The 26,318-nt window shown below is 44.7% G+C and carries 21 protein-coding genes, 1 tRNA gene, 1 rRNA gene, 3 pseudogenes and 1 other annotated feature; of the genes and pseudogenes, 8 read left to right on the forward strand and 18 right to left on the reverse strand.

Annotation, left to right across the window (positions count from 1 at the left end):
• Positions 1–266 precede the first annotated feature (266 nt).
• Positions 267–1,133 (reverse strand): LysR family transcriptional regulator, encoded by an 867-nt coding sequence (locus ACQQ6X_RS22740; protein WP_305167157.1) that lies wholly within the window; start codon positions 1,131–1,133, stop codon positions 267–269.
• A gap of 119 nt (positions 1,134–1,252) precedes the next feature.
• On the opposite strand from ACQQ6X_RS22740, the gene ACQQ6X_RS22745 reads away from it, so the two are divergent.
• From ACQQ6X_RS22745 to ACQQ6X_RS22765, 5 genes and pseudogenes are all read left to right on the forward strand, one after another.
• Complete coding sequence (locus tag ACQQ6X_RS22745; RefSeq protein WP_305167158.1) at positions 1,253–1,732, forward strand: GNAT family N-acetyltransferase; 480 nt, start codon at positions 1,253–1,255, stop codon at positions 1,730–1,732.
• A 204-nt stretch (positions 1,733–1,936) separates the two neighbouring features.
• Positions 1,937–2,158: a sequence feature (23S ribosomal RNA rRNA prediction is too short), on the forward strand.
• Positions 2,159–2,316: 158 nt separating this feature from the next.
• Positions 2,317–2,433 (forward strand): 5S ribosomal RNA (gene rrf, locus ACQQ6X_RS22750).
• 79 nt (positions 2,434–2,512) lie between these two features.
• Positions 2,513–2,584, forward strand: a tRNA-Gly gene (locus ACQQ6X_RS22755).
• Positions 2,585–2,907: 323 nt separating this feature from the next.
• Positions 2,908–4,254 (forward strand): cellulase family glycosylhydrolase, encoded by a 1,347-nt coding sequence (locus tag ACQQ6X_RS22760; protein WP_305167159.1) that lies wholly within the window; start codon positions 2,908–2,910, stop codon positions 4,252–4,254.
• A gap of 677 nt (positions 4,255–4,931) precedes the next feature.
• Positions 4,932–5,578 (forward strand): annotated as a pseudogene (locus ACQQ6X_RS22765) (FusB/FusC family EF-G-binding protein).
• Positions 5,579–6,098: 520 nt separating this feature from the next.
• On the opposite strand, the gene ACQQ6X_RS22770 reads toward ACQQ6X_RS22765, so the two are convergent.
• From ACQQ6X_RS22770 to ACQQ6X_RS22780, 3 genes are all read right to left on the reverse strand, one after another.
• The gene (locus ACQQ6X_RS22770) at positions 6,099–6,695 is read right to left on the reverse strand and encodes a hypothetical protein (protein WP_305167160.1); all 597 of its coding nucleotides are present in this window, start codon (positions 6,693–6,695) and stop codon (positions 6,099–6,101) included.
• Positions 6,696–7,244: 549 nt separating this feature from the next.
• The gene (locus ACQQ6X_RS22775) at positions 7,245–8,438 is read right to left on the reverse strand and encodes a winged helix-turn-helix domain-containing protein (RefSeq protein ID WP_305167161.1); all 1,194 of its coding nucleotides are present in this window, start codon (positions 8,436–8,438) and stop codon (positions 7,245–7,247) included.
• Between the two features lie 219 nt (positions 8,439–8,657).
• Positions 8,658–9,122, reverse strand: a complete 465-nt coding sequence (locus ACQQ6X_RS22780) for a DinB family protein (protein WP_305167162.1) — start codon at positions 9,120–9,122, stop codon at positions 8,658–8,660.
• A 294-nt stretch (positions 9,123–9,416) separates the two neighbouring features.
• Between ACQQ6X_RS22780 and ACQQ6X_RS22785 the strand changes: the two genes are divergently transcribed.
• Complete coding sequence (locus ACQQ6X_RS22785) at positions 9,417–9,581, forward strand: hypothetical protein (RefSeq protein WP_187360710.1); 165 nt, start codon at positions 9,417–9,419, stop codon at positions 9,579–9,581.
• A 210-nt stretch (positions 9,582–9,791) separates the two neighbouring features.
• Here the strand turns inward: ACQQ6X_RS22785 and ACQQ6X_RS22790 are convergent, their stop codons facing one another.
• Positions 9,792–10,670 carry a hypothetical protein gene (locus tag ACQQ6X_RS22790; RefSeq protein ID WP_305167163.1) on the reverse strand — a complete coding sequence of 293 codons (879 nt, stop codon included), beginning with the start codon at positions 10,668–10,670 and terminating at the stop codon, positions 9,792–9,794.
• 121 nt (positions 10,671–10,791) lie between these two features.
• On the opposite strand from ACQQ6X_RS22790, the gene ACQQ6X_RS22795 reads away from it, so the two are divergent.
• On the forward strand, positions 10,792–11,733 hold the full coding sequence (locus tag ACQQ6X_RS22795) for a zinc-binding dehydrogenase (RefSeq protein WP_305167164.1): 942 nt from the start codon (positions 10,792–10,794) through the stop codon (positions 11,731–11,733).
• Positions 11,734–11,838: 105 nt separating this feature from the next.
• Here the strand turns inward: ACQQ6X_RS22795 and bla are convergent, their stop codons facing one another.
• From bla to ACQQ6X_RS22845, 10 genes and pseudogenes are all read right to left on the reverse strand, one after another.
• Positions 11,839–12,750 carry a class A beta-lactamase gene (bla, locus tag ACQQ6X_RS22800; RefSeq protein ID WP_305167165.1) on the reverse strand — a complete coding sequence of 304 codons (912 nt, stop codon included), beginning with the start codon at positions 12,748–12,750 and terminating at the stop codon, positions 11,839–11,841.
• Between the two features lie 282 nt (positions 12,751–13,032).
• Positions 13,033–13,250, reverse strand: a pseudogene (locus ACQQ6X_RS22805) (serine hydrolase domain-containing protein); the annotation flags it as partial.
• A 211-nt stretch (positions 13,251–13,461) separates the two neighbouring features.
• Positions 13,462–14,130, reverse strand: coding sequence for an MFS transporter (locus tag ACQQ6X_RS22810; protein ID WP_305167166.1), 669 nt, complete (start codon positions 14,128–14,130; stop codon positions 13,462–13,464).
• Positions 14,064–14,582: an MFS transporter gene (locus ACQQ6X_RS22815; RefSeq protein ID WP_305167167.1), complete on the reverse strand. Its 519-nt coding sequence runs from the start codon at positions 14,580–14,582 to the stop codon at positions 14,064–14,066. Before ACQQ6X_RS22815 ends, ACQQ6X_RS22810 begins: the two co-directional genes overlap by 67 nt.
• Entirely contained in the window at positions 14,579–15,712 is a 1,134-nt protein-coding gene (locus ACQQ6X_RS22820; protein ID WP_305167168.1) for an MGDG synthase family glycosyltransferase, read from the reverse strand. The genes ACQQ6X_RS22815 and ACQQ6X_RS22820 overlap by 4 nt, the downstream gene beginning before the upstream one ends.
• Before the next feature lie 22 nt (positions 15,713–15,734).
• Complete coding sequence (locus tag ACQQ6X_RS22825; RefSeq protein ID WP_305167169.1) at positions 15,735–16,436, reverse strand: polysaccharide deacetylase family protein; 702 nt, start codon at positions 16,434–16,436, stop codon at positions 15,735–15,737.
• A 30-nt stretch (positions 16,437–16,466) separates the two neighbouring features.
• The gene (locus ACQQ6X_RS22830; protein WP_305167170.1) at positions 16,467–17,633 is read right to left on the reverse strand and encodes an MGDG synthase family glycosyltransferase; all 1,167 of its coding nucleotides are present in this window, start codon (positions 17,631–17,633) and stop codon (positions 16,467–16,469) included.
• A 24-nt stretch (positions 17,634–17,657) separates the two neighbouring features.
• Positions 17,658–18,179, reverse strand: a complete 522-nt coding sequence (locus ACQQ6X_RS22835; protein ID WP_305167171.1) for a phosphatase PAP2 family protein — start codon at positions 18,177–18,179, stop codon at positions 17,658–17,660.
• Positions 18,157–18,783, reverse strand: coding sequence for a YqaA family protein (locus tag ACQQ6X_RS22840; protein WP_305167172.1), 627 nt, complete (start codon positions 18,781–18,783; stop codon positions 18,157–18,159). The genes ACQQ6X_RS22835 and ACQQ6X_RS22840 overlap by 23 nt, the downstream gene beginning before the upstream one ends.
• A 119-nt stretch (positions 18,784–18,902) precedes the next feature.
• On the reverse strand, positions 18,903–19,535 hold the full coding sequence (locus ACQQ6X_RS22845) for a YkoP family protein (RefSeq protein WP_305167219.1): 633 nt from the start codon (positions 19,533–19,535) through the stop codon (positions 18,903–18,905).
• Between the two features lie 774 nt (positions 19,536–20,309).
• Here ACQQ6X_RS22845 and ACQQ6X_RS22850 point away from each other — a divergent pair.
• A pseudogene (locus ACQQ6X_RS22850) lies at positions 20,310–21,589 on the forward strand (response regulator).
• An 870-nt stretch (positions 21,590–22,459) separates the two neighbouring features.
• Here the strand turns inward: ACQQ6X_RS22850 and ACQQ6X_RS22855 are convergent.
• From ACQQ6X_RS22855 to ACQQ6X_RS22865, 3 genes are all read right to left on the reverse strand, one after another.
• On the reverse strand, positions 22,460–23,620 hold the full coding sequence (locus ACQQ6X_RS22855; protein ID WP_305167173.1) for an alpha/beta hydrolase family protein: 1,161 nt from the start codon (positions 23,618–23,620) through the stop codon (positions 22,460–22,462).
• 222 nt (positions 23,621–23,842) lie between these two features.
• Complete coding sequence (locus ACQQ6X_RS22860; RefSeq protein WP_044785989.1) at positions 23,843–24,898, reverse strand: HAMP domain-containing sensor histidine kinase; 1,056 nt, start codon at positions 24,896–24,898, stop codon at positions 23,843–23,845.
• Position 24,899: 1 nt separating this feature from the next.
• Positions 24,900–25,595, reverse strand: coding sequence for a response regulator transcription factor (locus ACQQ6X_RS22865; RefSeq protein WP_305167174.1), 696 nt, complete (start codon positions 25,593–25,595; stop codon positions 24,900–24,902).
• Positions 25,596–26,318 lie beyond the last annotated feature (723 nt).

Genomic DNA, 26,318 nt, shown 5'->3' on the forward strand with positions numbered 1-26,318 from the left:
GAACAACCGCCCAGAATAGGTTTGGAGCTGGCAGGACATCCTCCTGGACTTCTTTAACAGAAATGAGGCGCTCCATGTTTTTGGCGCTGCACATTTGATGATTATTCAACCTGTCGAAATGACAGGTTTTTTTGCATAGAAAAACAAATAACTTTACAGAGGGAGCACTACATTAGACTGTGAAAATAAAGTTATAGACTAATAGCGCATTGTGCTAAATGGAAGGGTTCAACAAAATTATGTGTATTTTTAAGTATGCGTGAGAATTATCGAACCATTATTTGGGTGATAAACGTATTCATTGCAGTACTGAGATAGGAGGTTTTGCGATAAACCAGACCAATCTTCCGTGTGGGAACAGGATCTTTGAGACAGATTTTGCTGATAACAGGCTGGTTAACTGTTTGGAGGTAAGATCGTGGCAGTACGGCTGCGCCAACGCCTGCCATCGCAACCTGCAGTAGCGATTCTAGAGTGGATAGCTCCAGGAACGGCTTGGATTGGAACCCTGCATTCTCGCAATACTTGTCAAAGAACTGGCGTACGAGAAACTTGGGCTGAAGCATGGCAAGAGGATGCGCTCGAAGCTCTGCGAGGGAGACAGAATCCGCCACGGCGAGCGGGTGTCTTGCCGAGACGGCAAGTTGCAACTCGTCCTCAAACAACTCAATGCTCTCTAGCTGCTCGTGATCCAGCGGTAGATAAACAATGCCGAGATCGACCCGATTGGTGAGCAGTCCCTCCTTTACTTCCTCGGTCGAGAGTTCCTGAACGGACAACTCAATCTCCGGATACTGCCGATGAAACGCGACGAGGGCAGGCATAAGCAGATGGTTGCCTGCACAACCAATCCGCAGGTGGCCTCGCTTCATATCTTGAAGCTCTTCTATGGCGCTCCGAGCTTGGTCTAACTCGTGAAAGACATTTAACGCGTGCTTTCGCAAAATGTAGCCTGCCTCAGACAAATATATTTTCTTACCAATTCGTTCAAATAACGGAATACCTAACTGATGCTCTAGCAGCTGGATCTGATGGCTGAGCGTCGGCTGGCTGATCAGCAACCGTTCAGCAGCCCGCGTAAAATGAAGCTCTTCACAGACCATTAAGAAATACGTCAATAACCGATGTTCCATTTGGTTGCCACCGTCCAGTCATAGATATTATCTATGATAATAATTTAAAAATCGACATTGATCAATTGTTCTTTTTTTTCTACAGTTGAAGTAACCCTTACAAGAGGAGGAAACATAGCATGCTTGAATCAGTCCTCACGATCGCTTCGATGCAGACGCCCAAAGACGCTTGGGCCTTCAAAACACTTAACGAGGAATGGATCGCCCGCATCTTCACCATCGAAGAGGCGGACCGGGTTGTCCTCGATAACCCGGTGGAGAACATCGTGAACAAAGGGGGAGACGTACTCATCGCTCGCGATGGTGATACGATCGTCGGATGCGTTGCACTCGTGCCGACTGGGGCTGGCGTGTTCGAGCTCTCGAAAATGAGCGTTATCCCCGAGTTGCGGGGGAGCGGATACGGACGAAGAATAATTCATGCCGCCATTAACCGAGCCCGCGTGCTTGGTGCAACATCGCTCTTTTTGGGTAGCAGCACCAGGCTACCGAACGCTGTTCATCTTTACGAATCGGTTGGGTTTAAGCACGTTCCTGTCGAGCAGATCGGGCCCATGCCCTATGTAAGAGCGGATGTGTTTATGGAGTTGGAACTATAATGAATACGGAGACAAAATTATCGACGTAGAGTTTTGGTTTTAACAGGAGACGATAGTACAATAGAAGCAGCGGCAGTCTAAGACTATATTTTTCAAGTCTTAGTGCGCTGCTGTTTCATTTTAGGGCTAGTCTAATACTTATTAAGCGGTACGCGAGCTGGGTTCAGAACGTCGTGAGACAGTTCGGTCCCTATCTGTTGTGGGCGTAGGAAATTTGAGAGGAACTGTTCTTAGTACGAGAGGACCGGGATGGACGTACCGCTGGGTAGCTATGTACGGAAGGGATAAGCGATAAAAGCATCTAAGCGTGAAGTCTCCTTCAAGATGAGATTTCCCAATTAGTAAGACCCTTTGAAGACGAAGAAGTAGATAGGCTGGGGGTGGAAGTGCAGTAATGCATGGAGCTGACCAATACTGATCGGTCGAGGGCTTATCCTAAAGATAAGACGCAAGGATGTTTCGGGTCCAGTTTTCAGGATGTAAGCATTGCACCCTATAAGTTCGAGTAGCTTATATGAGACGAGCGAGCACACAGCATTTGGCGATGCTGTTCCAGAGTAAAGTATTTGTGAATCAAATTCATGTTTGGTGGCGATAGCGGAGGGGTTCCACACGTACCCATCCCGAACACGACCGTTAAGCCCTACAGCGCCGATGGTACTCGGACCGCAGGGTCCTGGGAGAGTAGGACGTTGCCAAGCAAAGCCCCTTATGAGGCTTTGCTTGGCAATCAGGCTATTGATTTTACATGCAAAATCGTATTGTCCCGATAAATTATTCGCGGGGTGTAGTTCAATGGTAAAACTTTAGCCTTCCAAGCTGGTAGCGTGGGTTTGATTCCCATCACCCGCTTTATGTAGAAATGAAAAAGAAGAGACGGCTTTTTTTACGCCATCTCTTCTTTTTTACTTTTAAACTATCATGTCCCGTTAGCTTAGAAAACTAACGAACTACGTAATCACTTTCAAAAAAAATAAATTTTATCAAGTTGTGGTTTGTAAATGTAAGTACTACAATTAGATACAAGAAATGCAAATTAGAATTAAAATATTCTATTAAAGGGGGGAATGATGATTTTGAATTGGGGTAGCTTCAGGAAGCAGGCTGCTACATGTTTATACCATTTTATTGTTTTGGCATAATGGACAATTAATTTTTAAAGAGGAGGCCTTTCTTTGAAAAAATTAGGCATGGTATGTAAAATAGTTCTGATACTTGTATTCTTAACGCCTTTAACACCGACCTTTGGCCAACATGTAGATGCATGGTCAGGTATGCCTATGGGAAAGCTTCATGTCAGGGGCAATCAATTGGTGAACAGCAGCGGAAAACCTATTGTTTTGAATGGCTGGCATCAGCCGTCTGGCGCATACTGGACCTATCAAAACAGTAATTATTATCTCAATTTGAATGGTAACAATCGTCATGCAGCAATTTTGGCCTATTTGAAGGATATCACCGACACCTTTACAGACACCAGACCAAAGTATGGAAGCAACCACGGCTGGTATATGAATCAGGTTCGATTGTTTATTGATCGCCAGGATATGGGAGATGTGGCCGCAGGTTCATACAACTTTTCAGGTTTACAAGCAGCTACACAAAATGTGATTATACCATATATCAATTATGCGAAAACAAAGGGCATTTATGTGACTCTTGGTCTTGATTTTACTTTGGCTAACGACCAGGCTACCACACAATCCAATTTGGACAAATTCAATCAAATATGGGGGTATCTTGCCTCGCAGCCAGCTATTAAGAGCGCGGATAACGTCATGTTTGAACTGATCAACGAGCCCATTAAGTCGTATGCGAATGGGCATTGGGGGGGCTATGCCGGAGAAAATGATTTTGTTGACCATTGGAATGATCTGAGAAGATTCCAAAACTCTATCATTTCCACGATTAGAAGTAAAGGAGCGGATAATGTTATATGGGCTGCAGGGCTTGGATACGACCAATTTTACAGTCCGGCAGCAAAACACCCGCTGATAGACCCATTGAACAACTACGGCTATGCTGTCCACTGGTATCCGGGCTACGGAGCACATGATGACAAGGACAAGCTACAATCGCAATGGAATTCCAACATTAAGGCGGCAGCTCAAGCCTATCCAATAAATATTACAGAGTTTACCTGGTTCAAAACTCAGCCCGGCGACTCAGAGTATTGGAACTTGTTTAACGGCTCTAATGATGGATTTGGGAAAAACACGAAGTCGATTTTTACAGCAGCTGGTAATGTCAGCATGACCGCACACATGAATGGATTTCTGCTGGAAGCAGGAGCAAGGAGTTCATTTGCAGACCCAACGGCTGGGTTAAAGTGGGATGGGGATACCCGACGTCAGGCGATGGCCCGTTTCTTGTTTGACTGGTACTATGAACGTGCACGGACCTATCCGAGAGCACTACTCCAGAACAGTGAATCAGCAACGGAGAATGTGCCTGCAGCTGCACCGACTGATGTGCTTACAGATACATACACTACAGCACCGACTGACGCACAATCAGAATAATGTTAATAATTTCAACGCTGATACCTACGAATGACCTCGAACTTCTCATCTAAACTGAATTTAGGCAAAAAAACTGCACCCATTTGTTAGTCGTGTCTGACAAATGGGTGCAATTCACTTCCCATCTATTTTTCTTAACACATTTCTTGACCCACAAAATATCTATATATAAACACTTCCACGAATAACAAGCGCAGTTTATAAGGCAAGAGGGAATGTCCGAAACACCGATACCAGTTTGTTCCTCTCAACTCTATATGAAGGTGATAGGAGTCTGACGGCTTTACCAGCTTTATTGAGTTCAAGGATGGCCTGACAGCGGTGATTGAAGTAGATACAACCAATTCGAAGAATTATTTAAATCAAGTGAAGACTGCAAATTACACAAAGCTAACGAAGCGAAAGTGGGGAGGATTGAGCATTTTATATGATTTGTAAATTGCCTCTTATAAAATTTCCTGCTATACTTTTCGCAGGTTATATGTGATTGGGGGTTCTGTTGATGGCAATGCTGGATTGCTCATTAGCTAGGAAGTCCTCATGCAAAGCCTGACCTAGGGCGATACTTTGCGTGGGGTGCGATAGAATAAATTCGATCGTCCGAACTTAACTTTATCGTTTCTAATAACGGGCTTTGCACCTTATGATCATTCACGAAAATAAGGGGCTGAAGAGCTATGAGTACACCATTTATTAGAAACCATCAATATAACATGATTAAGAAACAAGCGGAATTTCTTCAGAATACACTGCAACCGTCGCGGATCGAAGCGTCTTGGAGACCGTAAGGTATCGTGCTGCAGCGAGCATTATTGAAGCATTTCCATATCTGACAGGGGATCAGCAGCAGATGCTGGAGCAAATATCGACCTTCGAGACGACATATGATTTCCGGAAATATCTTAGCGCATTAGAAGCATACCTGGAACCATATCCACCGATTACGCTGAAGCAGATTCAGAAACTGTTCCCTAAGAATAAGAAACTGATAGTACCTGATTTACGATCCATTGACTTTCGATATTTGACGTATCTGAGCTGGGTAGATATTGCCACAAATAAATTATTCATTGTATATCCGTTCGAAGGGCAGTTTATTGGCATAGAGGGAAGGATCACACCGACCCATAAAAAAGGGTACTGCCTGTTCTGCAATCGCCATCAGGAGCTTGCATTCTTCACGGTTAGGACCAAGCCTTCGAGCGCTTCGCCGGACCATTTTTCTGCCATTGGCCAATACGTGTGTAAGGAGAGCCAAGGATGCAATCAGTGCATTACTGATACAGGAGCGCTGGAGAAATTCATCTTCACTGTCCTCAAATAACTAACTAGAAACAGGTTGCCCTTTAAAGGCAGCCTGTTTTGTCCTGCCTTCATTCAAATGTGATTACATCGACGACAAAGTTCATATCATCCAGATAGCGATCCAAGGAAGTCATATTTAGGCGTAAATCACTTTTCAATTCACTAACATATGTACAAAATACGGGTTTTGTGAATATGTATAATAACAGAGAACTCGGACAACAAGTTTTGCCAAATTTTTTTTGGTGTCCATAACTCGCTGTGATTTAAATGTAAAATTACTATCTATAACTACCTTATTTATTGTGCTAATTCTCCAATGTATTATATTATAGAGGCTTATTTTAACTAAAAAGTATAAGTATCCGTTCAAGCTGATACTTGAAGTCCATTTGTCCATTTTAATTGCCTTGTAGCTGGCTGCCAGGGTATTCTTAAGTATCTTCTTTTGAAACAAAAAAGAACGACTACCTACTGATAAGCCATATAAACCGTGCCAAACAGTTATTCTATTATTAACTCACCCTTAATTCTGTACTTCACCTTATTATTAGTATGCTCTTCTTCCCTCTTCGCCATATGTATCTCAGGTTCAATAAGTATATGTACCATTTAGGAAGATGTATTTTTATACTATGTTTTTCCGCGCCAACAGAATGAATCGTTCCCAATTCCTCAAGATGAAAACTGATTTCATGTTTGATATTTTCTACTTTATTAAATGAAATAACGACTTTTTCTTCTTCCTCAGAAAGATAAAATGAATGATCATCTTCATCATTTAAAGCGGTATGATCTTTCATAAAATCATTTAATTCATCAAAATCAACCGCAATCTCAACCATGACATTTTCTGCTGGGATATTTCCATGATTATAAACTTCTAGATAAACAAACGATTTATCGTCTTGAAACGATTCCTCCACATCACTTCCCCAGTCCTGAAAGAGTGATTGATGGAGTTCAACTTCAAACGTTTTAGACGGTATGGCTAAGTTTACTCTTCTACTATTCTTCTGTTCGTCAGTCGCCGTTTGATGACTCTTTTTCAATCGAAGCACAGCAAACACAGAAATGAATGTCGCTAATACTACTCCACCAATAGAAATGATTAGTACCCATAGTTGTATCTTCACCCATTTGTCCTCCGTTCCTATTTTCTTCATTATACACTTTATCCACTTATTCACTATAACTATGAATGGTGTCTAACTGCTAAAGCCCTATGTTTGATCACACAAAGGTACCGCCAATGTTGCATAAAAAAGAACCCACGTTTTCATGGGTTTTAATCAGTCCATTATAAGAAAATCCGTATAAGGCAAGCAGGCTCTCCTTTTTCATCTATCGCCCAAAGTTTATATCACTTTCTCATAGCCTCTTATCTACGAATTTCGCAAATATCTTTCAAATATAAAGTATTCGTAAAAACATCGACTACCCTGCCCCTTAGTTTAATAAAAGGGCGCTGTCGCCGTCGATGAAATCCTATCGGGAATGTTATCAAGTTCATGTCATTGTGTTTTGACAAGAACTTGATAACATAAATATAAAAAGCGGCTTCTAGTGTTACTATGTTTTTGTCACCCGACAAATGATAAATTGTCAATTAGCTTAAGAATATTATTAAAAAGCACAGCTAATACAAAATGCAACTCACCTCCATCTAGAAGTAAATGAACATATCAGTTCATAGACTCTATCGAAATCGTCTCACACCCGTTGAATATCGCAAACTTTTGGAAACAACTGTTCAAGGCTGTTCGCAATTGCGTTGTTTGCTTCACACCGTTCTCGTACCAGATGTTTTTAAGAACGAGTGTTCCAGTTTTTCGCTCCACGATTATCTCGACTCGTCCAATGAAGCTTTCTCCATATAATAGAGGCAGCACATAATAGCCGAATTTTCGTTTGATTGCAGGCGTGTAAATCTCCCAGGTGTAGTCGAAGCCAAACAATTCGTTGATAAGTTTTCTGTCCCATATGAAATTATCTAGAGGGGCAATAAGCTCACAACGCAATTTCGGCTCCTGATTTTTCAGAACGGCTTCAATAAGCAGTAAATCCTCCGCGAGGCAGTACAGCATCTCCTTCATTTGTTCCACGGAAACGGCAACAATGCGAGCTTCTTGTAATAGCTGGCGAAAAACCTCGTTGCGCTGTGCTGCCTTCAACCCCCATATATTCAGCCATGCATCTGACGCACGATTCCATAAGAGACCAACAGAGCCGATTCGACGCAGTACCCGCCACTTATGATGCTCAAGCTCATCCTCCAGCGGCTCTGATGCATTCAGCAGATTTGGCTGTATGTACTTCTTGGCTATATCGTAATATTTACGCGTTCCTTTTTTATGATGGATAATCAACTCACCCGTCGAATACATCTGTTCCAGCACCGATCGAGATGAATTGTTTCCACCGCTCCAGTGGATGGCCGATTGCCAAGAGAAATCTCCATCCAATTTTATATCATCCGAACTTAGTGCACCGCGATTTTGGATATGAGCCCGTACTTGCGCTGTCAACGCTTCCATTGCGGGATAGCGTTCGGCATGTTGTCGGGCAGCTTGCCTGTATCGCTCAAAATACGGCCAGTCCTCGACAGAGATAATGGCCAGGTTTTTGTCGGGATAATCGACAAGGCTTCTATCCTCATACAGCAGCTCAGCGAGCATTCCCTTGGTAAATCCCTTAATTCGCGATTGTAGAACCAATTCGGCGTTTTTTCCGCAAACATCGATGGGGTCGTATTGAATGCAGCTGACCTGCCGAACAAAGTCCAATACGCCCTTCTTCTCACTAAATTTATGTTCGCCCAAAAGTCCATGCTTCAACAACAGAAATTGCCGTGCCTGGCGGTTTGTTAATTGGATCATGTTTGCACCTACCTCTAGTTTAGTACATTGGAAAATGGAGGGGAAAATAAAAACGAAGGCGTGAAGGGGAATTTGTTCACGTACTCGCTGAGGGTGTTTCTTATACTTTTTATTGGCTGGCCGAGTCCAATGCAATACCGAACTCAAACCAACTAATCAGCTGCATATTAAAAACTCTAACTTTGAGGAGTCACTACCAAGGAAGACATCTATTCGTTATTACATTTCTTTTGTTGGACCCATCACAGGCGGTACTGGTAAGCCTGCTTGACGTAATAGCACCATCATTTGGCCGCGGTGATGTGTTTGGTGGTCAATTAAGAAACGTAATAATGAACCTTTTGTTGCAAGACTTTCTAAGCCTGTTTCTGTTAGCAAGTCCTCATTTGATAGCTTGGCTACCTCTTCCTTGACCGCCTCTGCTGCTTTTTCGTAGGCTGCTACAATTTCTCTTGCTGTCGCTGGAACTGGTTCATCTTGACCAATCATTGGTACAGTTAAACCTGCTAAATGACTAAAATAACCTGTTGTTTCTACTAAATGCCAGCCTAACCAACCTAGTGTACTATGCCCTTCAAAAATACTTTGTCCTAATTTGTCATCTGTTACGGCTTGTAATACTTGCAATGTCCCTTTCACAGCCACTGCCCATTCCTTTAAAAAATCATCCACTTGTCGATACATCCAAACTCCTCCTCTATCATTCACGTCTCTTTTATCATACAAAATATTTGCTCAAAAGAAAAGGAAAAAACAAACATATGTTCTTGTTAAAAAATGCGTACAAAAAAAATCTGTATCCGCTAAACTTAACTGCCCGTCCCCATTAATAAAAAAAGTACCGAATTTATTTTTATATGCGAAACTTCGAGCTATTTGAGACTCTTATTGTCTAAAATATACAGTTTGGATATACTTATTCCAAGCACTAAGTTCCGATACTCACCGTTATAGGAACTTTTAATTGGAGGAAATAACATGAAACGGAATTGGGAACTGGACGAATTAATCGAACATTTTACGATCCTACCGAACGAGATGAGGTTGATCGAGAACAAGACTGGGGAAACCAGGATTGGATTTGCCGTACTACTCAAGTTTTTTCAAAATGAAGCCCGTTTTCCAACCCATAAATACGAATAGGCGGCTATTAAGCGTGAATCATTATGGAAGAAAAAATATACCGCTCGGGGAATTCGCAAAATTCTAGCCAAATATTCAGAGCTACCGGTGAAATCCTGCGAATTCATGAGCCTGAGTGAGAAAACTAAATCATACTGAGGGAGTTTAATAAACCACTGGGAATTATCAGCTACCAATAACTTTCGATTCCATCCTCTTGTAAGTGTCGGATTAGACAAATGCACAATCAACTGGACATCCCAGGTTCTCGAAAACTGTGCGCGCGGCAGAATCTACCGGCAGGAAAACCTCAATTTGCGGATATAAGCGGCCGCCTGCGGAAATCGAAACCTGTCTGTAGCGTAGGGGAATAAGGTCTCCGGAGCTTTCCATTCTGGCTAGAATTGTTTGTATTTGATCAACATTTCCCCCTACATCCGGCACACTCAGATATTCGCACGCGTTATATTTCTGAACTCTATCCAGCAATTTTTGATACCACGCATCATAACGCGAGAGCATGTGCTCACTCTTAAAGGCTTGTATTCCGTTTATGATGTGCTCCTCCCACTGCTTAAACGACGCCTTGTCAAACGTGGAGCGGGACCGGATAGGAAAACCAGAATTAAAATGTAAATCGACCCTATTCATTAACCCGTCATATGAACGGTCGAGAGGGATTTCGAACAATTGATGAAACGGCTCATTTAAGCCCTTGATGTCCTGAGTATGTGTTACGACCATAGCGGGAAAAGGAATACTCCTCATCGTTTGCTGAGCCCACTCTAATGCACGCTCCAACGACCGTCCATACAATTCGGTCTGAATTGGAAGAAAACCGGCTGCCAAAAGCAAATCATTACGCTCGTCGGATGTACACTCAAGATATTCTGCAATGTTTATTATCGTCTGGCGGGCCGGTATACGGCGGGTACGTCCAACCAGCAGATTTTTATACGAAGGAAAAGCCTCGTCGTTCAGCTCTTGTTGAGTAAATCGTTTCAAGGACGGTTGAGGTCGATCGACAAGCTTTTGCTGGCGTTTTATCCGCAGGGCTTCAATTTCTCCCATTACGATTCTATGTCTGGAATTCTCCGTATCTATATCCATCTTCTCTTCCCTTCTCTAATGAAGTGTAGTTCTGCACTTGGGCCGAACCTTTATTTAAAGTATACTCCTCATTGAAATGAAGGTCATCTAATGACCATAACCAACATGGAGGAAAACCGATATGATTCGTACTATTGTTGTTGATCCGCATGCTCCGTCTCATTTGGTCTTCAAGGAAGTTGACGCCCCGCAGCCTAAGACATGGGAAGCGCTTGTGCAAGTGAAGGCCGTCTCACTCAACCGTGGTGAAGTGAGTGACGCTAAAAATCAGGAAATATCTAGCCGTCTTGGCTGGGATTTCGCCGGGATTGTCATCGAGCCGGCAGAGAACGGCGCAGGACCGCAAAAAGGGGCCAGGGTTGTTGGTTTGCTCCCGATGGGAGCCTGGAGCGAGCAAGTGGCTGCTCCCGTATCGTTGGTGGCCGAAATCCCAGACAAACTCACTTTTACAGAGGCGGCTACCCTCCCCGTAGCAGGGCTCACGGCTCTTTATGCACTTCGAAAAGGCGGCATGCTGCTTGGCAAACGGATTTTCATTACAGGCTCTAGCGGCGGAGTTGGGCTATTCGCCCATCAGCTTGCAGTCCAATCCGGCGCATACGTTGTAGGTACGGCAAGCACGGAAGAAAAGGCGGAGCTTGTTCGGGAGATCGGATCCGACGAAGTGATCATTGGATATTCCGCAATTTCATCAGCCAGCAAATTTGGGCCGTACGATCTGATCATCGATTCAGTAGGCGGCAATACACTGGCGGCGTTGCTGCCGCAGCTAGCGCCCCAAGGGATTTGCGTTGCAGTAGGATTTTCCTCTTCAAATACCGCAATGATCGATATGAAGAATATGGTGACCAGCGGAGGAAGAACCTTGTACAGCTTCTTTTTAGGTGAGGAACTCACTCGTCAATCAGTCGCGGACGATCTGAGTTTGCTGGCCCGGCTGGTCACAGATGAGCGGTTAGTCCCACGAATCCAAGTGGAGGCGCCTTGGACCGAAATTGACACGGTTGCCCGTAATCTTATGGAACGGAAATTCTCGGGCAAAGCCGTGCTTCACTTAGATTGATTATATAAGTTTGTAACTATAATCCTAGGAGTCTAAAAACGAGTCTGAAAAAGAAACGGCAGTAGTCTTCGGACAGCTACATGCATAACCCCAACTTCGCTACGCTTACTCCAGAGCCTTAAAGGCCGCCTTGGCTGCCTCAGCGATTAAGGCATTGTTATACTCTGCATCTTCGGTATCACGGCTGGACATTACGGCAATAATGATCGGTTCCCGATCCGGAGGCCATACGATGGCAACATCGTTACGTGTGCCATAGCTTCCTGCGCCTGTCTTGTCACCAACTACCCATCCTTCTGGCACAGCCGCCCGAATTAGTTCGTCACCAGTAGTATTTTCCTTTAACCAACCGATAAGCAGCTCTTGTTTGTCATTATGCATGGAATCGTCAATCGTCAGCGCTTTGAAGCTGTTGGCAAGGGCGTTGGGCGTACTCGTATCACGGTGGTCCCCAGGAATCGCTTCGTTCAACTCTGTCTCATAACGGTTGGCCATAACCACAGTGTCACCGTTGTCTCTCATCGCTTTTTCAAACCCTTCGGGTCCGCCGAGCGCCTTTAACAGCAAATTTCCTGCCGTATTGTCGCTATAACGAATGGCCGCATCACTGATTTCCTTGAGATTCATCCCGGTATCCACATGCTGTTCCGTAATCGGTGAATACGTGACCAGATCATCCTTGGCAAACTTAATGACTTTGCCTAGTTCATCGTTAGACTTCTGCTGCAGGACCGCGCCTGCTGCCAGTGCCTTGTAGGTGGATGCATAGGCAAAACGTTCATCAGCCCGATAGGCAACCTCTTTCCCTGTTCCCGTATCAATAACATATACGCCCAGCCGCGCGTCAAACTTGGTTTCAAGCTGTTTAAAAACCACATTCGCTGCGTTTGAGTTTGGCGGCTCCTTTTCAGTAGGCGGAGTTGAAGCCCCCTGTTTTGTACAGCCAACGAGTAGCACAAGAAAGAGTGTCATCGCAAATAAAGCTATACTACTTGTATTTAATACGTATTTTTTCAAGATTTAGACCTCTTTCCCTAAAAATATATCGTCTATTTGAACCCCTGCCAGCAGGTTATACCGCAATTTGTAGTTTTAAAAGTCAAGTTACAGAATTTTGATAGTAGAGCTCACCGACTGAATATAAAATACGCCGTCGTTATGTCCCTAGTACACTTATCTATTTTGAAGTCGTTTTCTTCTGAACGCGGACATATGTGCCTCGATTGCATGAAACGACGGTTAATTATAGCAGAAACCGACATTCGCCCTCAAATAAAGGGCACGATGTCGGCTTTAAACTTAACAGTCAAACTCCTTATCGATTATTTTATTGTGAGCCGGCCCACTTCCGGGGCTACCGAGTTGATGCACGTTACCAAAATATGCTGCCCGCCTAAAGATCCGAAGGCTCTTGACTCAAATCCGAAAGTACCGCCGGCATGCTCCCGGTATGATTGCCCGTCAGCTGTTTTTATTTCAAAAATCCTTAGTCCGACTTTACCTATAGGTGAATCTACGTATGGTTCAATAACTGACGAATCGTAATTTTGCTGCTGTCCTACCCATTACCCTTTATGACCCCCGGCAGCCATTTTTCGATGAATCATCCAGGTTCAATTTTTTCTCCTGAGCCAACTGTAATACAACGGTAGCGCGGAATAGGGAGCGCGATGAAGTCGGCGGCAAGCCGATGAGCAAGACCAGGTATCCAATTCGTGAAACAATTGTTCAACTAACTCGATCAGGTCCATGAGCATTCTCCCTCTCGTGCTGCAATGTCCCACGAGCCGAGACAAGCTTGTTTTGCGGCAAAATCAAATAAAAAAGTGCAAGAACAGCCAGTAAAGCAGCGCTGATGCTAATGGCAGCGTCATTTGTATACTGGCTGGCTATCCATCCCCCTATGACCGGACCAATCATAATACCGAGCCCTTCAATCCCGGAGAGTACTCCCCACCCGGTCCCCTTCTGATCCTCCGGAACAAGGTACGACAGCACCGCATTCCAGGCCGGAAGCACGGCTGAGTAAGACAATCCCAGCATAAAGGCAAACAACATCGATAATGCAGGCGGCGGCATGGATACGATTAACAGAGCCAATATGACCGTAAGCGATACGAAACCGGTGAACAGCATTTGCTTGTGTCCCCATCGATCGGCCAGCTTCCCCATCGGGACCAGAAACAGTATCGCGCCGGTCCCGCCTAATATGAGCATTATCGAATATTGCGGCTGGCTCAGACGGAGATGGTCAGCGGCAAAACCGGGTAGTATCGGCAGCAGCAGTCCCGCAGCGGTCATCTGCAGGACCATGCCTGGCAGCAGCCATTTCAGCTGAACGAGTCTTCTTCGCAGTCCTGCTGCTTGTTCGGCAAAGCTGACGCTCTGGAGATGCAAGGGGTCGGCCCCAGACCGATGCAGGCCAGCCACACAGTGTATATCGCCCCAATCTGGGCTGCCCGTTCCGTCAGCCGGATTTTCTCCAGACAAATGAGCCATATAGGCGACGCCCCCATCCCAAGCATCACGGAACCGGCTACGAGCCCCCAGGCATATGGACTAAAGAACACAGCGGCTAGTCCGGACAGCATTAGGACGAAAGTGGCGGGCAGCAGCCAGCGTAGCGAAAACCTGTCCAGCAAATATCCAGCCACACATTTAATTAGCGTATCGGCTGTATAATGAAGCGAGACGGCAAGACCGACCCAAGCAACGGTTTGCCCCGATTCGTTGACGGCAAAGTTCGGTAGGAACGAGAACAAGAAAGCGCTTCGGACAAACTCTGTGCAAAAAAGCACCGTGAACAGCATCAGAGTAGAAAGCTTGAACGCGCTCCTCCCGCTCATCATATTCCATCCCTTCTTAAGGGGCTTGCCTCAGGGAACAAATGCCGAATAATATGGTCCGCAGACGTTTTATGCCTTGTTGCGAGCAGCCCGTTCATCATCGACTGCTTGATCGGTTCAGAGGAGATCATCGCTTGTATCTGCAACACCAGATCCTGAATCGAAAAGGCCACGGCTGCCGCTCCTTTGCGCTGCAAATACAAGGCATTTTCCTTCTCCTGCCCCAGAAAGGGATTTAGGATGAAAATCGGAACCCCGGCCTGAATCGTCTCGGATAGTGTAACGCCTCCTGCTTTCGTGATGACGCAGCAGGCACTGCTCATCAAAACATGCAATTGATAGGTGAAGCCGAATACATCCACTCTTGCGTCATCCGCCCAGCTCTCCGCAAGTCTCCGTCTCCATCTTTTCTGCCGGCCGCAAATCACTTGAATGCGGACGCCTGACAAGAGTAGCAGCTTCTTGATGAGCCTCGATATCGATTGCAATGTGCCGCAGACGTTGGCCATAAGCAGAATCACATGCTCATCTGCCGCTTTAACGGAGCTGGAACCGATCATTGCCGCATCATAAAATGATTCCCTGACCGGAATTCCGGTCACGGTAATACGACTCTCGGGGACACCTTGCCTGACCATGGTCTCTTTCACGTCGCTGGCAGGGACAAAATAGTGATCCGGCTTGGCGAGCAGCCATCTTCGGTGAACGTCAAAGTCCGTTATGACAACAGCAGTCCGGGGACGGATCGTAGATAATGCCTCGCTGCTTGGCAAGCTGCCGAACGGGAATGTATAAATGATGACTTCTGGTTGGTACTGGAGGATGATTTTCTTGAGCCTGTCGCCGCCAAGGCTGTTCATCCAGGCCGCAATCTTTCCCTTCATGGGAAGCCGGTTGGTCAGATGGTAGATCCATCCGTAATAGGGAATGCCTAGGCTGGCTGCATGCGGGCTTTGCCGGTATAGAAAGCGGATTATTTTGTTCAGCACAGGATAAGCTTCCCGGAACAAGTCGATAACCGCCACCTGACTATAACCATTGCGAATCAAGCTTTGCTGCAACACCTTGGACACCTGATGATGACCTTCTCCGTAATCGGCCGTTAAAATTAAAATTTGTGGTTCCTGTCCCACTATTGTCACCTCATTTCACTTGTCAAGCCATTTCATCCAGACGAACGAATTGCAAGTTGCGTCCCTGTAATTGATGCAGTACGTCCTCCAGAGCCCGAAGCATAAAATATGGCGCGTGACGGTCCGCTCCCGGCGTATCTCCGCTGTCATGCAGCAAAATAACAGATCCGTCCGTAATTCCGTTCAGCAGCGTTGCCTTTAGCTTCTTGCGGCAGCTTCTGCTGCGCCAATCCCCACCCTTCAAGGACCAGAGTACGATGCGGTACGATTTGGGATGAAAGAAATCGAAAGCGTTCATGAGCCCCCATGGCGGACGATAGTGATCCGGCCTTTTTCCAATTATGGATTCAATAATATCTGCGGTCCGTTTCATATGATCACGCCGCACCGTCCAGGGAAGCATCAGCCAATTGGAGGTGTGATCGTAATTGTGGATTCCAATCTGATGACCTTCACGATCCATTCTTCTGATTAGATCCGGGTGCAGTTCTGCCTGCGAGCCAAGCACGAAGAATGTGGCCTTCACTTGATAATCCTGCAATAAATCCAATAATTCCGGTGTATACCTCGGATGCGGCCCATCGTCGAACGTGAACGCTACCTGGTTCTTGGTCGTTCCCTTACGAAAGGCTCCAAACCTGACCATCCTTGGAAGAAAACTAGGGATTAGCATATACAGACTGATGAAGCCTATGAGCCCAATCAACAAATATTTAACAAGCAACGTCTTTATCCCCCTTAGTGAAAATTAAGCTTAAGCATACTGCTGCAAGGAGCAAACCCATTTTTCTTCCTGGGTATCGCTCTGCATGCTCAGAATTTGCATGACCGCAAGTCTGGCGGAATCCTGCTGCCTGCACAGCCCTGCTTTCTCCCTCATTTCTTCCAATAGGAAAGGCTGTTGAACCAGCTGCTGAAGCTGATTCTGCAAATTGTCAATCTGACATAGATACGCTACTCCCGCTTGAATCAAATAATCGGCATTATCCTTTTCCTGCCCCAGCCGTGGCTCCAGCAGCAGCATGGGAAGCTGAAGCGCCAGCGCTTCGGAGGTCGTCAGTCCGCCCGGCTTGGTAATCAATACGTCTGCGGACGCCATCCATTCATGGATTCCCTCCAGGAAGCCTGTCAGCATGACGTTATCCCTGTCTCCCAACGCTTCATGCAGGCGGTTCAGCAGCTTCACATTTCGTCCGCATACGATCACAAATTGCACGTAAGGGGGAAAAGAGTCAGATTGCATTTGCTCGATGAAGGATTTATCTATAATCCCGCAACCGCCGCCCATCACCAGCACGACAAAGGCGTCAAAAGGCAAGGCCAGCTTCTCGCGCAGCCGGTCTTTATTGTCGGTCTGACTGTAGGATGGGCGAATAGGGATGCCCGTTACAGCAATTTTGTGGTTAGCAATGCCTTTTCTCTGCAGAGCTGCACGCACACCTTCGGAGCCGACCAGATACAGATCCGTAAACGGATGTATCCAATAGCTGTGATCGGAATGGTCGGTAATGACTGTTGCCGCTGGCAGATCCGTCATCCCTTTTTCCTTAAGCAAGGAAATGGCTGCTGATGCCAGCGGGAACGTACTGACAATCAACGTCGGCTGTTCCTCATTCAGAAGTTTGAGCAGCCGCTGCAGGCTGGTCGTGAGAAAATGCTTCAGGAAGAAAGTAAGTGTACTGTCCGTCCGAGTCTTCTGATACATATATCCGTATGAGGTGGGAAAATGCTTCACCCATTGCAGGAAGCAATACCGTTCAACCACATGCATGCGGGGATGGATCCATTGCATAAAGTCGACCACCTCTACTCCCTGTTTGTACAACACCGATGCCTCCAAAATCGCCTTGGCCGCCTGCATATGTCCATCCCCGAGCGCGCCGGACAAAATCAGCAGCTTTTCCCGTTTTATGTTATTCATCAACAATCGCCTCCTTCGTGAAATTTAACTATGTATGAATAAAATAACCAGCACCGCCGTTAGGAATCCGACCATCCCACCAGCCACACAATCGATTGGATAGTGATAGCCCCAATAAACCCGGGATATGGCCACCAACAAGGCCAGACCAATCAAGACAAGCATAATTGCCGGCGATGAGGTCAACATAAAAGGTGTAACTAGGGCGAAAATAGCAGTTGTATGGCCGGATGGGAAGGAATAATCCTTCAACGGGAATTTGCCTACCTTTACCTGCTCCAGCTTGCGGAAAGGCCGGTCTCTGCGCACCTTTCTCTTGATCAGAACAGCAACGATATGGCTAACGGTCAGTGCGATCAAGCTTTGCAGCCCGATTCTGCTGAACTCCCCCTCGGCGAACCATGCCAAGGACCCTGCGCAAATGATGGTAAATAAAGCTCCACCCAAATGGGTAATCCATCCGAACAATCTGTCCAGGGCCCGACTACTCAGCCGATGGTTGCACCAGAAGAACATCGTTTGATCAATTCGCCTTATCCACTGCATCCTTCTTTCCGCCTCCATTCCCTGTTTTTTCGATCGGTTGATGTTCATCCCTTATCTTCCTCCGCTCAGACAGCTTCCGTATCAAGAACCATATTGTTGCAATCGCTATACCAATGCCCACCAGCATAATCGTGAGAACTTGGTTTACCATATTCTCTGCCGCCCGGCCATATATATAGAAGAGAAAACCGACTACATAAAACTTCACCGCCCGGCCAATAGCCGCATAGCTGAGCAGCTTCCATAACGTATAATTCATGCATCCGGATAAAATCGAAAATATTTTAAATGGGATCGGAGTGAACGATCCGATCAGGATTGCGGCCTCGCCGCGGCGGGCAAATAAGTCGCTTGCCGAATCCAGCCATTTTTTCCCTAAAACATGCTTTCCCCACAGCTTGCCGATCCCATAACCGATCGGTGTCCCAAGCAGGCTTCCGGCAAAGCCAACCGTAGCGAGCCATAAAGCCGACTCCGGTTGCACCGCGCTTAAAGAAAGCTGCAGGAAGAACGCCGGGATAGGGAAGATAATCGCATCAAGCATAGCGTGAATAAAAAGTCCCATCGCTCCGAAGTTCTGTAAAAATTCCATAATTTCATCCATGAATGCCTTCCCGCCTTTGTTACAGAGCATGATGAAAAATAGATTACCTCTGGGTGGTATGGGTTTCCAGTCGCTGTGTTCCAACTTCATACCGCCCATGCTCTTAGTTTCTTTTGTTTTTAATTAATTGGATCTGATTTGGGTAGACTTAACTCCTTTGAAACGGACTGTCTCTTCATCGTCATAAATCGGTTCCTCAACGAGCTGCGGGAGTGAATCAGCATCATCGGTATCAATTGTTCGGTCTTGCGACCAATCCGCTTCTTGCCTTCAGGGTGCATGACGGATAACAATAATCTTAGATAAGCCGTTGTAATGCGTTGGAACAGATCAGACTTCATCGGTTGTTGTTCGAAACCAAGACCATGTATCAAACCACGATGAAGCAGCGTAATGGCGACTAACGCCTTCACCTCTCTGAACTCCGGCTGACTTGCGAATGCCTCGCTTATCTGCTGCATAGATTTCCGTGTAAGCCGGGCCGTCATGAGCGCCGCGCGGTCTGAGTCTTCGGATTTGATCAGCATCAAAATCTTTTCATTATTGAGATGGAGTTCCCCGACCAGATCGCCTCTATCGATGATGGTGGAGTCCGCACAGACGATGCTCTCCCCTCGGTGTTTCTTAATCATGACTTTACAAATTCCAAAGTGCGATGTATGCGATCCGCGAAAGCGTGAAATCCAATCGAACCCTCTTTCCCACACCATCCAGACTGCCTGCATTGAAGATTTGCGTAAACGAAGCAACATTGATCCAACCATCCCTCATTCTTATTTTAATCGACAAATTCCATTGAAATTGTCAAATTGGAATAATATTCCTACGCGAATTCCTTATCTCTGTTAACTTTATGATCGAGGATTTAACCAAAAGAACATACGGGCTGAAGTACTGGCGGGGCCGGATACATCCGGTTGCCTACTTTATATGATTAAGTATGAAAAACAAGTCTTAATTAAACGTAAAGAAATTCTTAAAAAAAAGTTAATTTTTGTTTCAGGTTGGGGGTCCGTCACACAATTTGATCCACATCGCTGCTCGCTCAAGTTTAATTCATATATAAGTGCGACCAAAAATAGTAAGCCAATATGAAGCACTTAAACTTTAGTAAGGTAAGTATCAGAGTAGCAAATAGGTCGGAATGGTATTGAAAATCTGCATATACTAATTCTGATATTCGATGTTTCGTAACGGACGATTTTTTTGCCGTCTGACCCTCTGCGTGGACAGTTCCATAAGTCAGTGTACCCGCCAATATAGCTGTTAAAGTAAGTTCCACTCCTTTTAGAATGGTGAATGATTTCATAACGCACTCGCTCCATTATTTTAGAATGTTGCTCTGCTTTACCCCCTTACCTTACCTCCGATATTGTTAAATCGAACAGTGATAAAACTGCCAAACTTTGATGACATCGTACTTGGACCTGTCATATATACCGCATGACAAACTGTCAACTGTCTTATATGACTAGGTCAGAATCATTCGAAAATTGATTTGCAAAAAATATAAGAAGGTGTGCGTAATTCGTGCTCTCGATAATGAAAAAAAGTTCTGGTATGATTGGATACTTGTAGCCATACGAACGCTTTGGCTAGTCATTATCGCAAGCGCTGGTTTTGTCGATCCGTCATTGACCGTTAAGTCGCTTTTGTTGTACTTTCTCTTGCTTTCGTCGTTTATCTCGTTCCATTAATCATCCTCTATAGGAAAGAAGACTGGTATCTCACAATCGAAGTCACGGTAACGGGCTTTTTTTTATTTTTACTTAGCCTACGCAGTCCCGGGCTTGCTTTGGTCTTTTGTTTTACTCGTGATAACTATCGGCTTGACGAGCAGTCGAAGAACCTATGTGTGGACAGGAATCCTTAGCGGAATCGTATTCCCGGTATTGAACGTCTCCCGTATGAGTTTATCGTTAGCTGCAGCCTTGGTTTTGCCATCGGCTTCGCGTTTAATATTTTAATTCAGTAGATTACAGATCGAAGATAACGGCATCGGAATGGAAGAAATCAAATTTAGATTTGGGCTCAATAGAATGAAAGAACGACTTGAACTATTTCACGGCACGGTGTCCGTGCACTCCGAGTCAGGAGAAGGAACTTTCGTCATATGTAATATTCCGTTGCAGACAGAGCCTGTACAAGATGCGATCCGCCTGTTGATCGTTGATGACCAGGTGATCATTACCGAAAGCTTGAAGCAAATTTTGGATCAGCATGCTGAATTTAAAGTCGTTAGTACAGCCAGGGACGGACGCGAAGTATTAGAACATTGTGATCGCTGCCAACCAGATATCGTGCTAATATGGATATTTGTATGCAGGGAATGGACGGAATTGAGGCTTTACTTGAGATGAAACAACGATGGCCTAATATTAGGTTGTGTTCATGACAACGTTTAAGGACTCCTTGCAGGCAGCAACTGCATTGGAGCGCGGGGCAGAAGGCTACATGCTGAAATCGGTTCATCCGCGGGAGATGAAAGAAGCCTTGAAACTTATTTATAATGGAGGAACCTGGATCGACCAATCAGTCGCTACGCGAGTTTTCGAAAATATGAAGCGTCATCGTGAGCAATTGAAAAAAATTGGTTCAAGTCAGGGGAACTACCCGTATGGCTTACGAAACGCGAGATGGAGATTCTGGAGCAGCTGTCGAGCGGACTGCGCTACAAATCGATCGCTGCCAAGCTATTTTTATCGGAGGGAACGATTCGCAATTACTGCTCGATTCTCTACTCGAACTCGGCGTCAACAACCGCGAAGAAGCAATAGAAATGGCGCGAATGAGGAATATCGTGTAACTGGAGAATTTCCCGATGGTACTCACGATATAAGGGTCACGTGCTGTTCTTTCAAGAAATGGGCCAGGTTCAACCAGTAGTGGCCGGTCGGTTTCATATCAACGATGACGTCCTGTATACCTTGCTCCGTCTCAATCTTTCTGAACTAGCTAACGAACAATCCAAAGCCTTCACTGTCGTTCTAAAACGTAATAGCCTTCCCGAACTTGACTCCGTGGTAGTCTTGTGCCCGGGCGATATGTTTGAATTTAGCGATATCTGCACAGATGATTAAGGCATTGTTTTCTCGTCTATAGGTTGGACAATATCTGTATAGGATTTAACTTTTACAATGAAATCTTTCTGTTGACCTTTGTCGTCTTTATATACAGCTTTGATATTCCCATTCTCATCTTTAAACATCATAATATCAGTTACCCATTCGAAGTAATTATAGCTAGGTCAACTTTCCAGCACAGGATACAATATCATCTATATAGAACGTCATAAGAAACTAACAAAGTCTCTCCTATCGCCAAATCAGGTAATACATTTTAAAAGAATTCGAAGCGGCGATGAAAATGAGCAACGTAGAGATTGAACGGTTAAATACAGCAATGAAACAACCTTAGACAAACGGCTATACGAAAGATATCTAGCGGTTCGCCTTTGTCTCGAAGGACACACCTTTGGCGAAACCGGTGAGTTACTTAGCCGTGCGCGTCAAACTATCAGTATGTATTGGATACTCACAGTCTTCAATTCCTTAATAAAGAGAGAGCTTATTCAGGATTCCAAGTAGGACACTCCTGAATAAGCTCAGTCAGAAATCTAAATCTTTCAATATATCGAATTTTGCCTTTTCATGATAGCGCTGGGTGCCTCTGGCAATCACTTAGGGCGAGGTGCGGCTGGCCCAAGACCAATTGAGCAGAGCCAATTCAGCACTACCTCATGCAGCACGTTGATGTTGTCTACCTGACAGTGTTCTAATCCCCCAAGTCGTCTATCCTCTATCGGGAAGAACGTCTTGTTTTTCGATCCCGCTTGCTCATAATTTTTCAAGGCTTGTGTCAGCGGATTTGGCTGAACCAATATCTCTTCCGCTCCGTGCATTACAAGAAGCGGACATTCTATCTGGTGGAGCACGCCTTCAAGATCATAGGCAAAACGCGGATTACCCGCAAAGTCCTTCAAGCTTTTTGCCCCCAGAATTCTCATGCCATGCGCGGCCAGACTCGGTGGCATCCATTTAAGCATTGCATCCCAATCAAAGGCATGCGTACCGCCGTCGGAGATGACGGCAGCAATTCTGTGATCGAACGAAGCGAATCGCAAAGAGTCGTAAGCCGCAAAACTCTCACCGTGCACGATAATCTTGTCGGGATCGACTTCTGGCCGCGTTAGAAGAAAGTCGATTGCTCGGGAATGGAAAGCCTCACTGTCCGCTCGTCTTCCTTTTCCCTTTTCGTACAGCGAGAGGCCGGTGCCAGGCTGATCATAGACCAGAAAGTTATATCCACACGAAATAAAAGCGGGACCTAGCCAGAAATAGTTTTCAATTGACCACTCGTCACCACCGTTGAGAGCAAAAAGGGTCGGCTTCGGACCTTTTATCCAGGAAGGGGAGAAGAAGTAACCATCCAGCTTGACATCTTCGTAATCGACTTGGATCTTCTCCGGTTGGACATCGAAGTACTTCCCGGCAGCTTCGAAGAGTTCATTTACTTTTTTAAATACACGGATTTTCTCGGTGTCATCATCCATCACCGTATATTCTGCAATTCTGTAGTAATTGCAGGCACGAACGTAGCAGTTTCGTGCTGTATACCAGTTTCCAGCTGTTTCGGCCTCCTTGCCGTGTCTTTCCAATGCCTGAGCCGTTATGAGCCATTCCCTGTGCCACGTGTCCTTGTCTTCGGGGTCGATTTTTTTGCAGGCCTCGTAGATCTCGGTGACGTCCGTAGCACCGAGGCTTGCCATACCTAAAGCTTTGGTGACTTGGTATGACATCATGTAGTGATTGGGCCAACGGCTGAACTCAATTGACATTGTAACATCCCCTTTTCCAGTTCTAGTTCTTGTAGTTTTTTTACTACAAGTAATTTTTACAACACAAAGATAAAGCTTCTTTAAAAGAAAAATAAATGTTTGTAAAGAGAATATAAAAAATTATAAAACACTAAAAAAATAAAAAATGGCTGCTGCCTGGGTGTTCACAGCTGGCAGCAGCCTTTAACTCCTGTAGTAAAAGAAAATGTGCAAAAAATAAAATCAGTGTTGTGCGGCCAAGGGAAGGCTGAATCTTATCCCCAAACCGCCATATTCGGAAGGGTAGGCGTCAATTTCGCCCCTATGATGTTCAATAATGGATTTACAGCTTGCAAGACCCAGCCCCAGCCCGCCCTTTTGGATTTGTCGCGATTTATCCACAGTGAAAAATTTGAGGAACAGAGAAGATATATCCTTATCCGGCACTCCAATTCCATTATCCTCGATTTGAAAAAAGGCATACTGTCCTAGCGGGTAACCGGTCATATACACTTTCAGCTTATTTTTCCCTCCATATCTTACAGCATTGCTAAAGAGGTTGCCGAAAACCCGACGTATCATCGGTTCATTGATCATCAGCCATATATTTTCCGTGAATGAATGGCGGCAAGTAAGCTCGTTGTCAAGTCCCGCCAACTCATATTCATATTCAAGGGCAATGTTTTCAAATAATTTTGATGCTTTTACAGGTTTAGCTACCATAGATTCCAACTCCAGTTTTTCTTTGGTGAAGCTGGAGAAATCATTGATGAGTTCGACCATATATCCTGACTTCTTTTGAATCAAATCATAATATTCCTGCTTTTCAGTTTCTGGTAAATCCTTGTGCATAGCCAGCAGTTCAGTAAAGCCATTAATAGATGTCAAGGGAGTTTTCAAGTCGTGGGCAATTGCCGCGATCATATCAGTCTGCTCTTTGTGCGCGAGTTGAAGCCGATGCTCCATCTTATTGAAGTGTTTATAAAGTTCTCCGATCTCGTCATTACTTCTTAAAGCTAGCGGAGGCAGTGGATGTACAATATTTACTTCTTCAAGCCTGGTATTCAGAAGCTGAATGGGTTTCTCTATGCAAAAATGAATATAGATAATTAGAATAATAAATATGATGCAGGCAATTGCAAATATGGGCAGGAGCAATGCTATATATCGCGAGTCCAGCAATGAACTGCGTATAGGAGAATATACTGCAAAGACAAGCTTCAGGTACATTCCAATCGAAAACATGAATATTATAAACATCAGCAGGAACAAAAGAGGAAGCTTTATTTTCAGTTTCATACTATTGCTCTCTTTCCGTGTATTTATATCCTATGCCCCATATTGTTTTAATAAAGTCATATTCAGGACCAAGTTTCTTACGGATATTTTTTATATGAACCGTTACGGTATTTATTTCTCCGTATTCGTCTCCCCAGACGTTTTCATATATCTGCTCACGAGTCAATACATTATTGGGGTGGCGCATGAGGATAGACAGAATCTGAAATTCCTTCGTTGATAAGTCGAGCTTCCTGCTATTCAGGTATGCTTCAAACGTCTTATCGTTCAAAATGAGCGCAGAATTCGTCTTTTCGTTACTGGGACTAAGTTCATCCCACTCTTTAAAAAGCCTATCCACTTTTCTGAAGTGAGCCTTTATCCTGGAGACAAGCTCCTGAATACTGAAAGGTTTGGTCATGTAGTCGTCTGCTCCTATTTCGAGCCCGACGATTTTATCAATGTCCTTATCACGTGCACTTAAAAACAGAATTGGAACATTATAAGAATTTCGGATACTTCTGCAGACATCAAGTCCATCCATATCAGGCATCACTATATCAAGAACGATGAAATCAATTTCATTTTCTTCCAATATGGATAAGGCTTCTCTACCCGAATATGCCGAAAGTATTGCAAATTGCTCATACCTTAAACTCTTTGTGATGAGTTTTACGATTTCTTGATCGTCGTCTACAACTAATATCGTTTTTAGCATGTTTGTACCTCCCAGCCGCTTTAAATAGACTGCATTTATAAAACAAGAGCCGCATGGACTTCTCGCATTGAAAAAAATCGAGCCCCAAAGCGTCTCTTCAGTCCCAGATAAGCTGGAAAAGAAGCTTAAGCAACGACCTGGACAATGCTGGCTTTAACAAGCTGGCATACTCTTTAATAGCGGTCGAGCTATGCACTTACTCCAGCTTGAAGGCCTGCCAATAACTTTTAACGTAATGTCCGGGAGTGTGTCTAATCAAAAGACAGTGAGAAAAGGCGCAAGAAAACCATCACAAATTTTGGTTTTCAGCCTTTTCCGATAAAGTCCATCCGAGCTACGCACTCCACATGACTTAAGTGTCGGTGACTTTCAGTTATTATTTTGCTTATCAAATTTTTTTGAAACTAGCGCAATGGGATGTACGTTCGTAGATGAACCGTCTTTTCGCTATATCGGGTAAACGGTTGTGCTTTCTTGGGTATATAAAAATCCCTCCGATCTACAGTGTTAAGTTCATTGTAACATGAACTTTTTTTCCACTGTCTATCATGAGGGGATAGATCCAAACTACAGATTAGTTAATCAGCAACTAAGCACTTATTGAATTCATATTAAGCTGCTCTAGATAGATCAATTCATAAATTTAAACTTAAAAGTAAACCCCATAATAAAAAATAACACAAAAAATAAAATCAAAGATAATAATAATGGTCTAAATAAAAT

It is taken from the genome of Paenibacillus ottowii, assembly GCF_050516475.1.
Classification (GTDB): Bacteria; Bacillota; Bacilli; order Paenibacillales; family Paenibacillaceae; genus Paenibacillus; species Paenibacillus ottowii.

Excerpts from the sequence above, each read along its gene's own strand:
- ACQQ6X_RS22860 (WP_044785989.1), bottom strand. The coding sequence starts at position 24,898 with ATGAAACTGAAAATAAAGCTTCCTCTTTTGTTCCTGCTGATGTTTATA.
- ACQQ6X_RS22855 (WP_305167173.1), bottom strand. The coding sequence starts at position 23,620 with ATGTCAATTGAGTTCAGCCGTTGGCCCAATCACTACATGATGTCATAC.
- ACQQ6X_RS22745 (WP_305167158.1), top strand. The coding sequence starts at position 1,253 with ATGCTTGAATCAGTCCTCACGATCGCTTCGATGCAGACGCCCAAAGAC.
- ACQQ6X_RS22830 (WP_305167170.1), bottom strand. The coding sequence starts at position 17,633 with ATGAATAACATAAAACGGGAAAAGCTGCTGATTTTGTCCGGCGCGCTC.
- ACQQ6X_RS22775 (WP_305167161.1), bottom strand. The coding sequence starts at position 8,438 with ATGATCCAATTAACAAACCGCCAGGCACGGCAATTTCTGTTGTTGAAG.
- ACQQ6X_RS22865 (WP_305167174.1), bottom strand. The coding sequence starts at position 25,595 with ATGCTAAAAACGATATTAGTTGTAGACGACGATCAAGAAATCGTAAAA.
- ACQQ6X_RS22840 (WP_305167172.1), bottom strand. The coding sequence starts at position 18,783 with ATGGATGAAATTATGGAATTTTTACAGAACTTCGGAGCGATGGGACTT.
- ACQQ6X_RS22790 (WP_305167163.1), bottom strand. The coding sequence starts at position 10,670 with ATGGATATAGATACGGAGAATTCCAGACATAGAATCGTAATGGGAGAA.
- ACQQ6X_RS22835 (WP_305167171.1), bottom strand. The coding sequence starts at position 18,179 with ATGCAGTGGATAAGGCGAATTGATCAAACGATGTTCTTCTGGTGCAAC.
- ACQQ6X_RS22845 (WP_305167219.1), bottom strand. The coding sequence starts at position 19,535 with ATGTTGCTTCGTTTACGCAAATCTTCAATGCAGGCAGTCTGGATGGTG.
- ACQQ6X_RS22815 (WP_305167167.1), bottom strand. The coding sequence starts at position 14,582 with ATGATGAGCGGGAGGAGCGCGTTCAAGCTTTCTACTCTGATGCTGTTC.
- ACQQ6X_RS22740 (WP_305167157.1), bottom strand. The coding sequence starts at position 1,133 with ATGGAACATCGGTTATTGACGTATTTCTTAATGGTCTGTGAAGAGCTT.
- ACQQ6X_RS22780 (WP_305167162.1), bottom strand. The coding sequence starts at position 9,122 with ATGTATCGACAAGTGGATGATTTTTTAAAGGAATGGGCAGTGGCTGTG.
- ACQQ6X_RS22795 (WP_305167164.1), top strand. The coding sequence starts at position 10,792 with ATGATTCGTACTATTGTTGTTGATCCGCATGCTCCGTCTCATTTGGTC.
- ACQQ6X_RS22785 (WP_187360710.1), top strand. The coding sequence starts at position 9,417 with ATGAAACGGAATTGGGAACTGGACGAATTAATCGAACATTTTACGATC.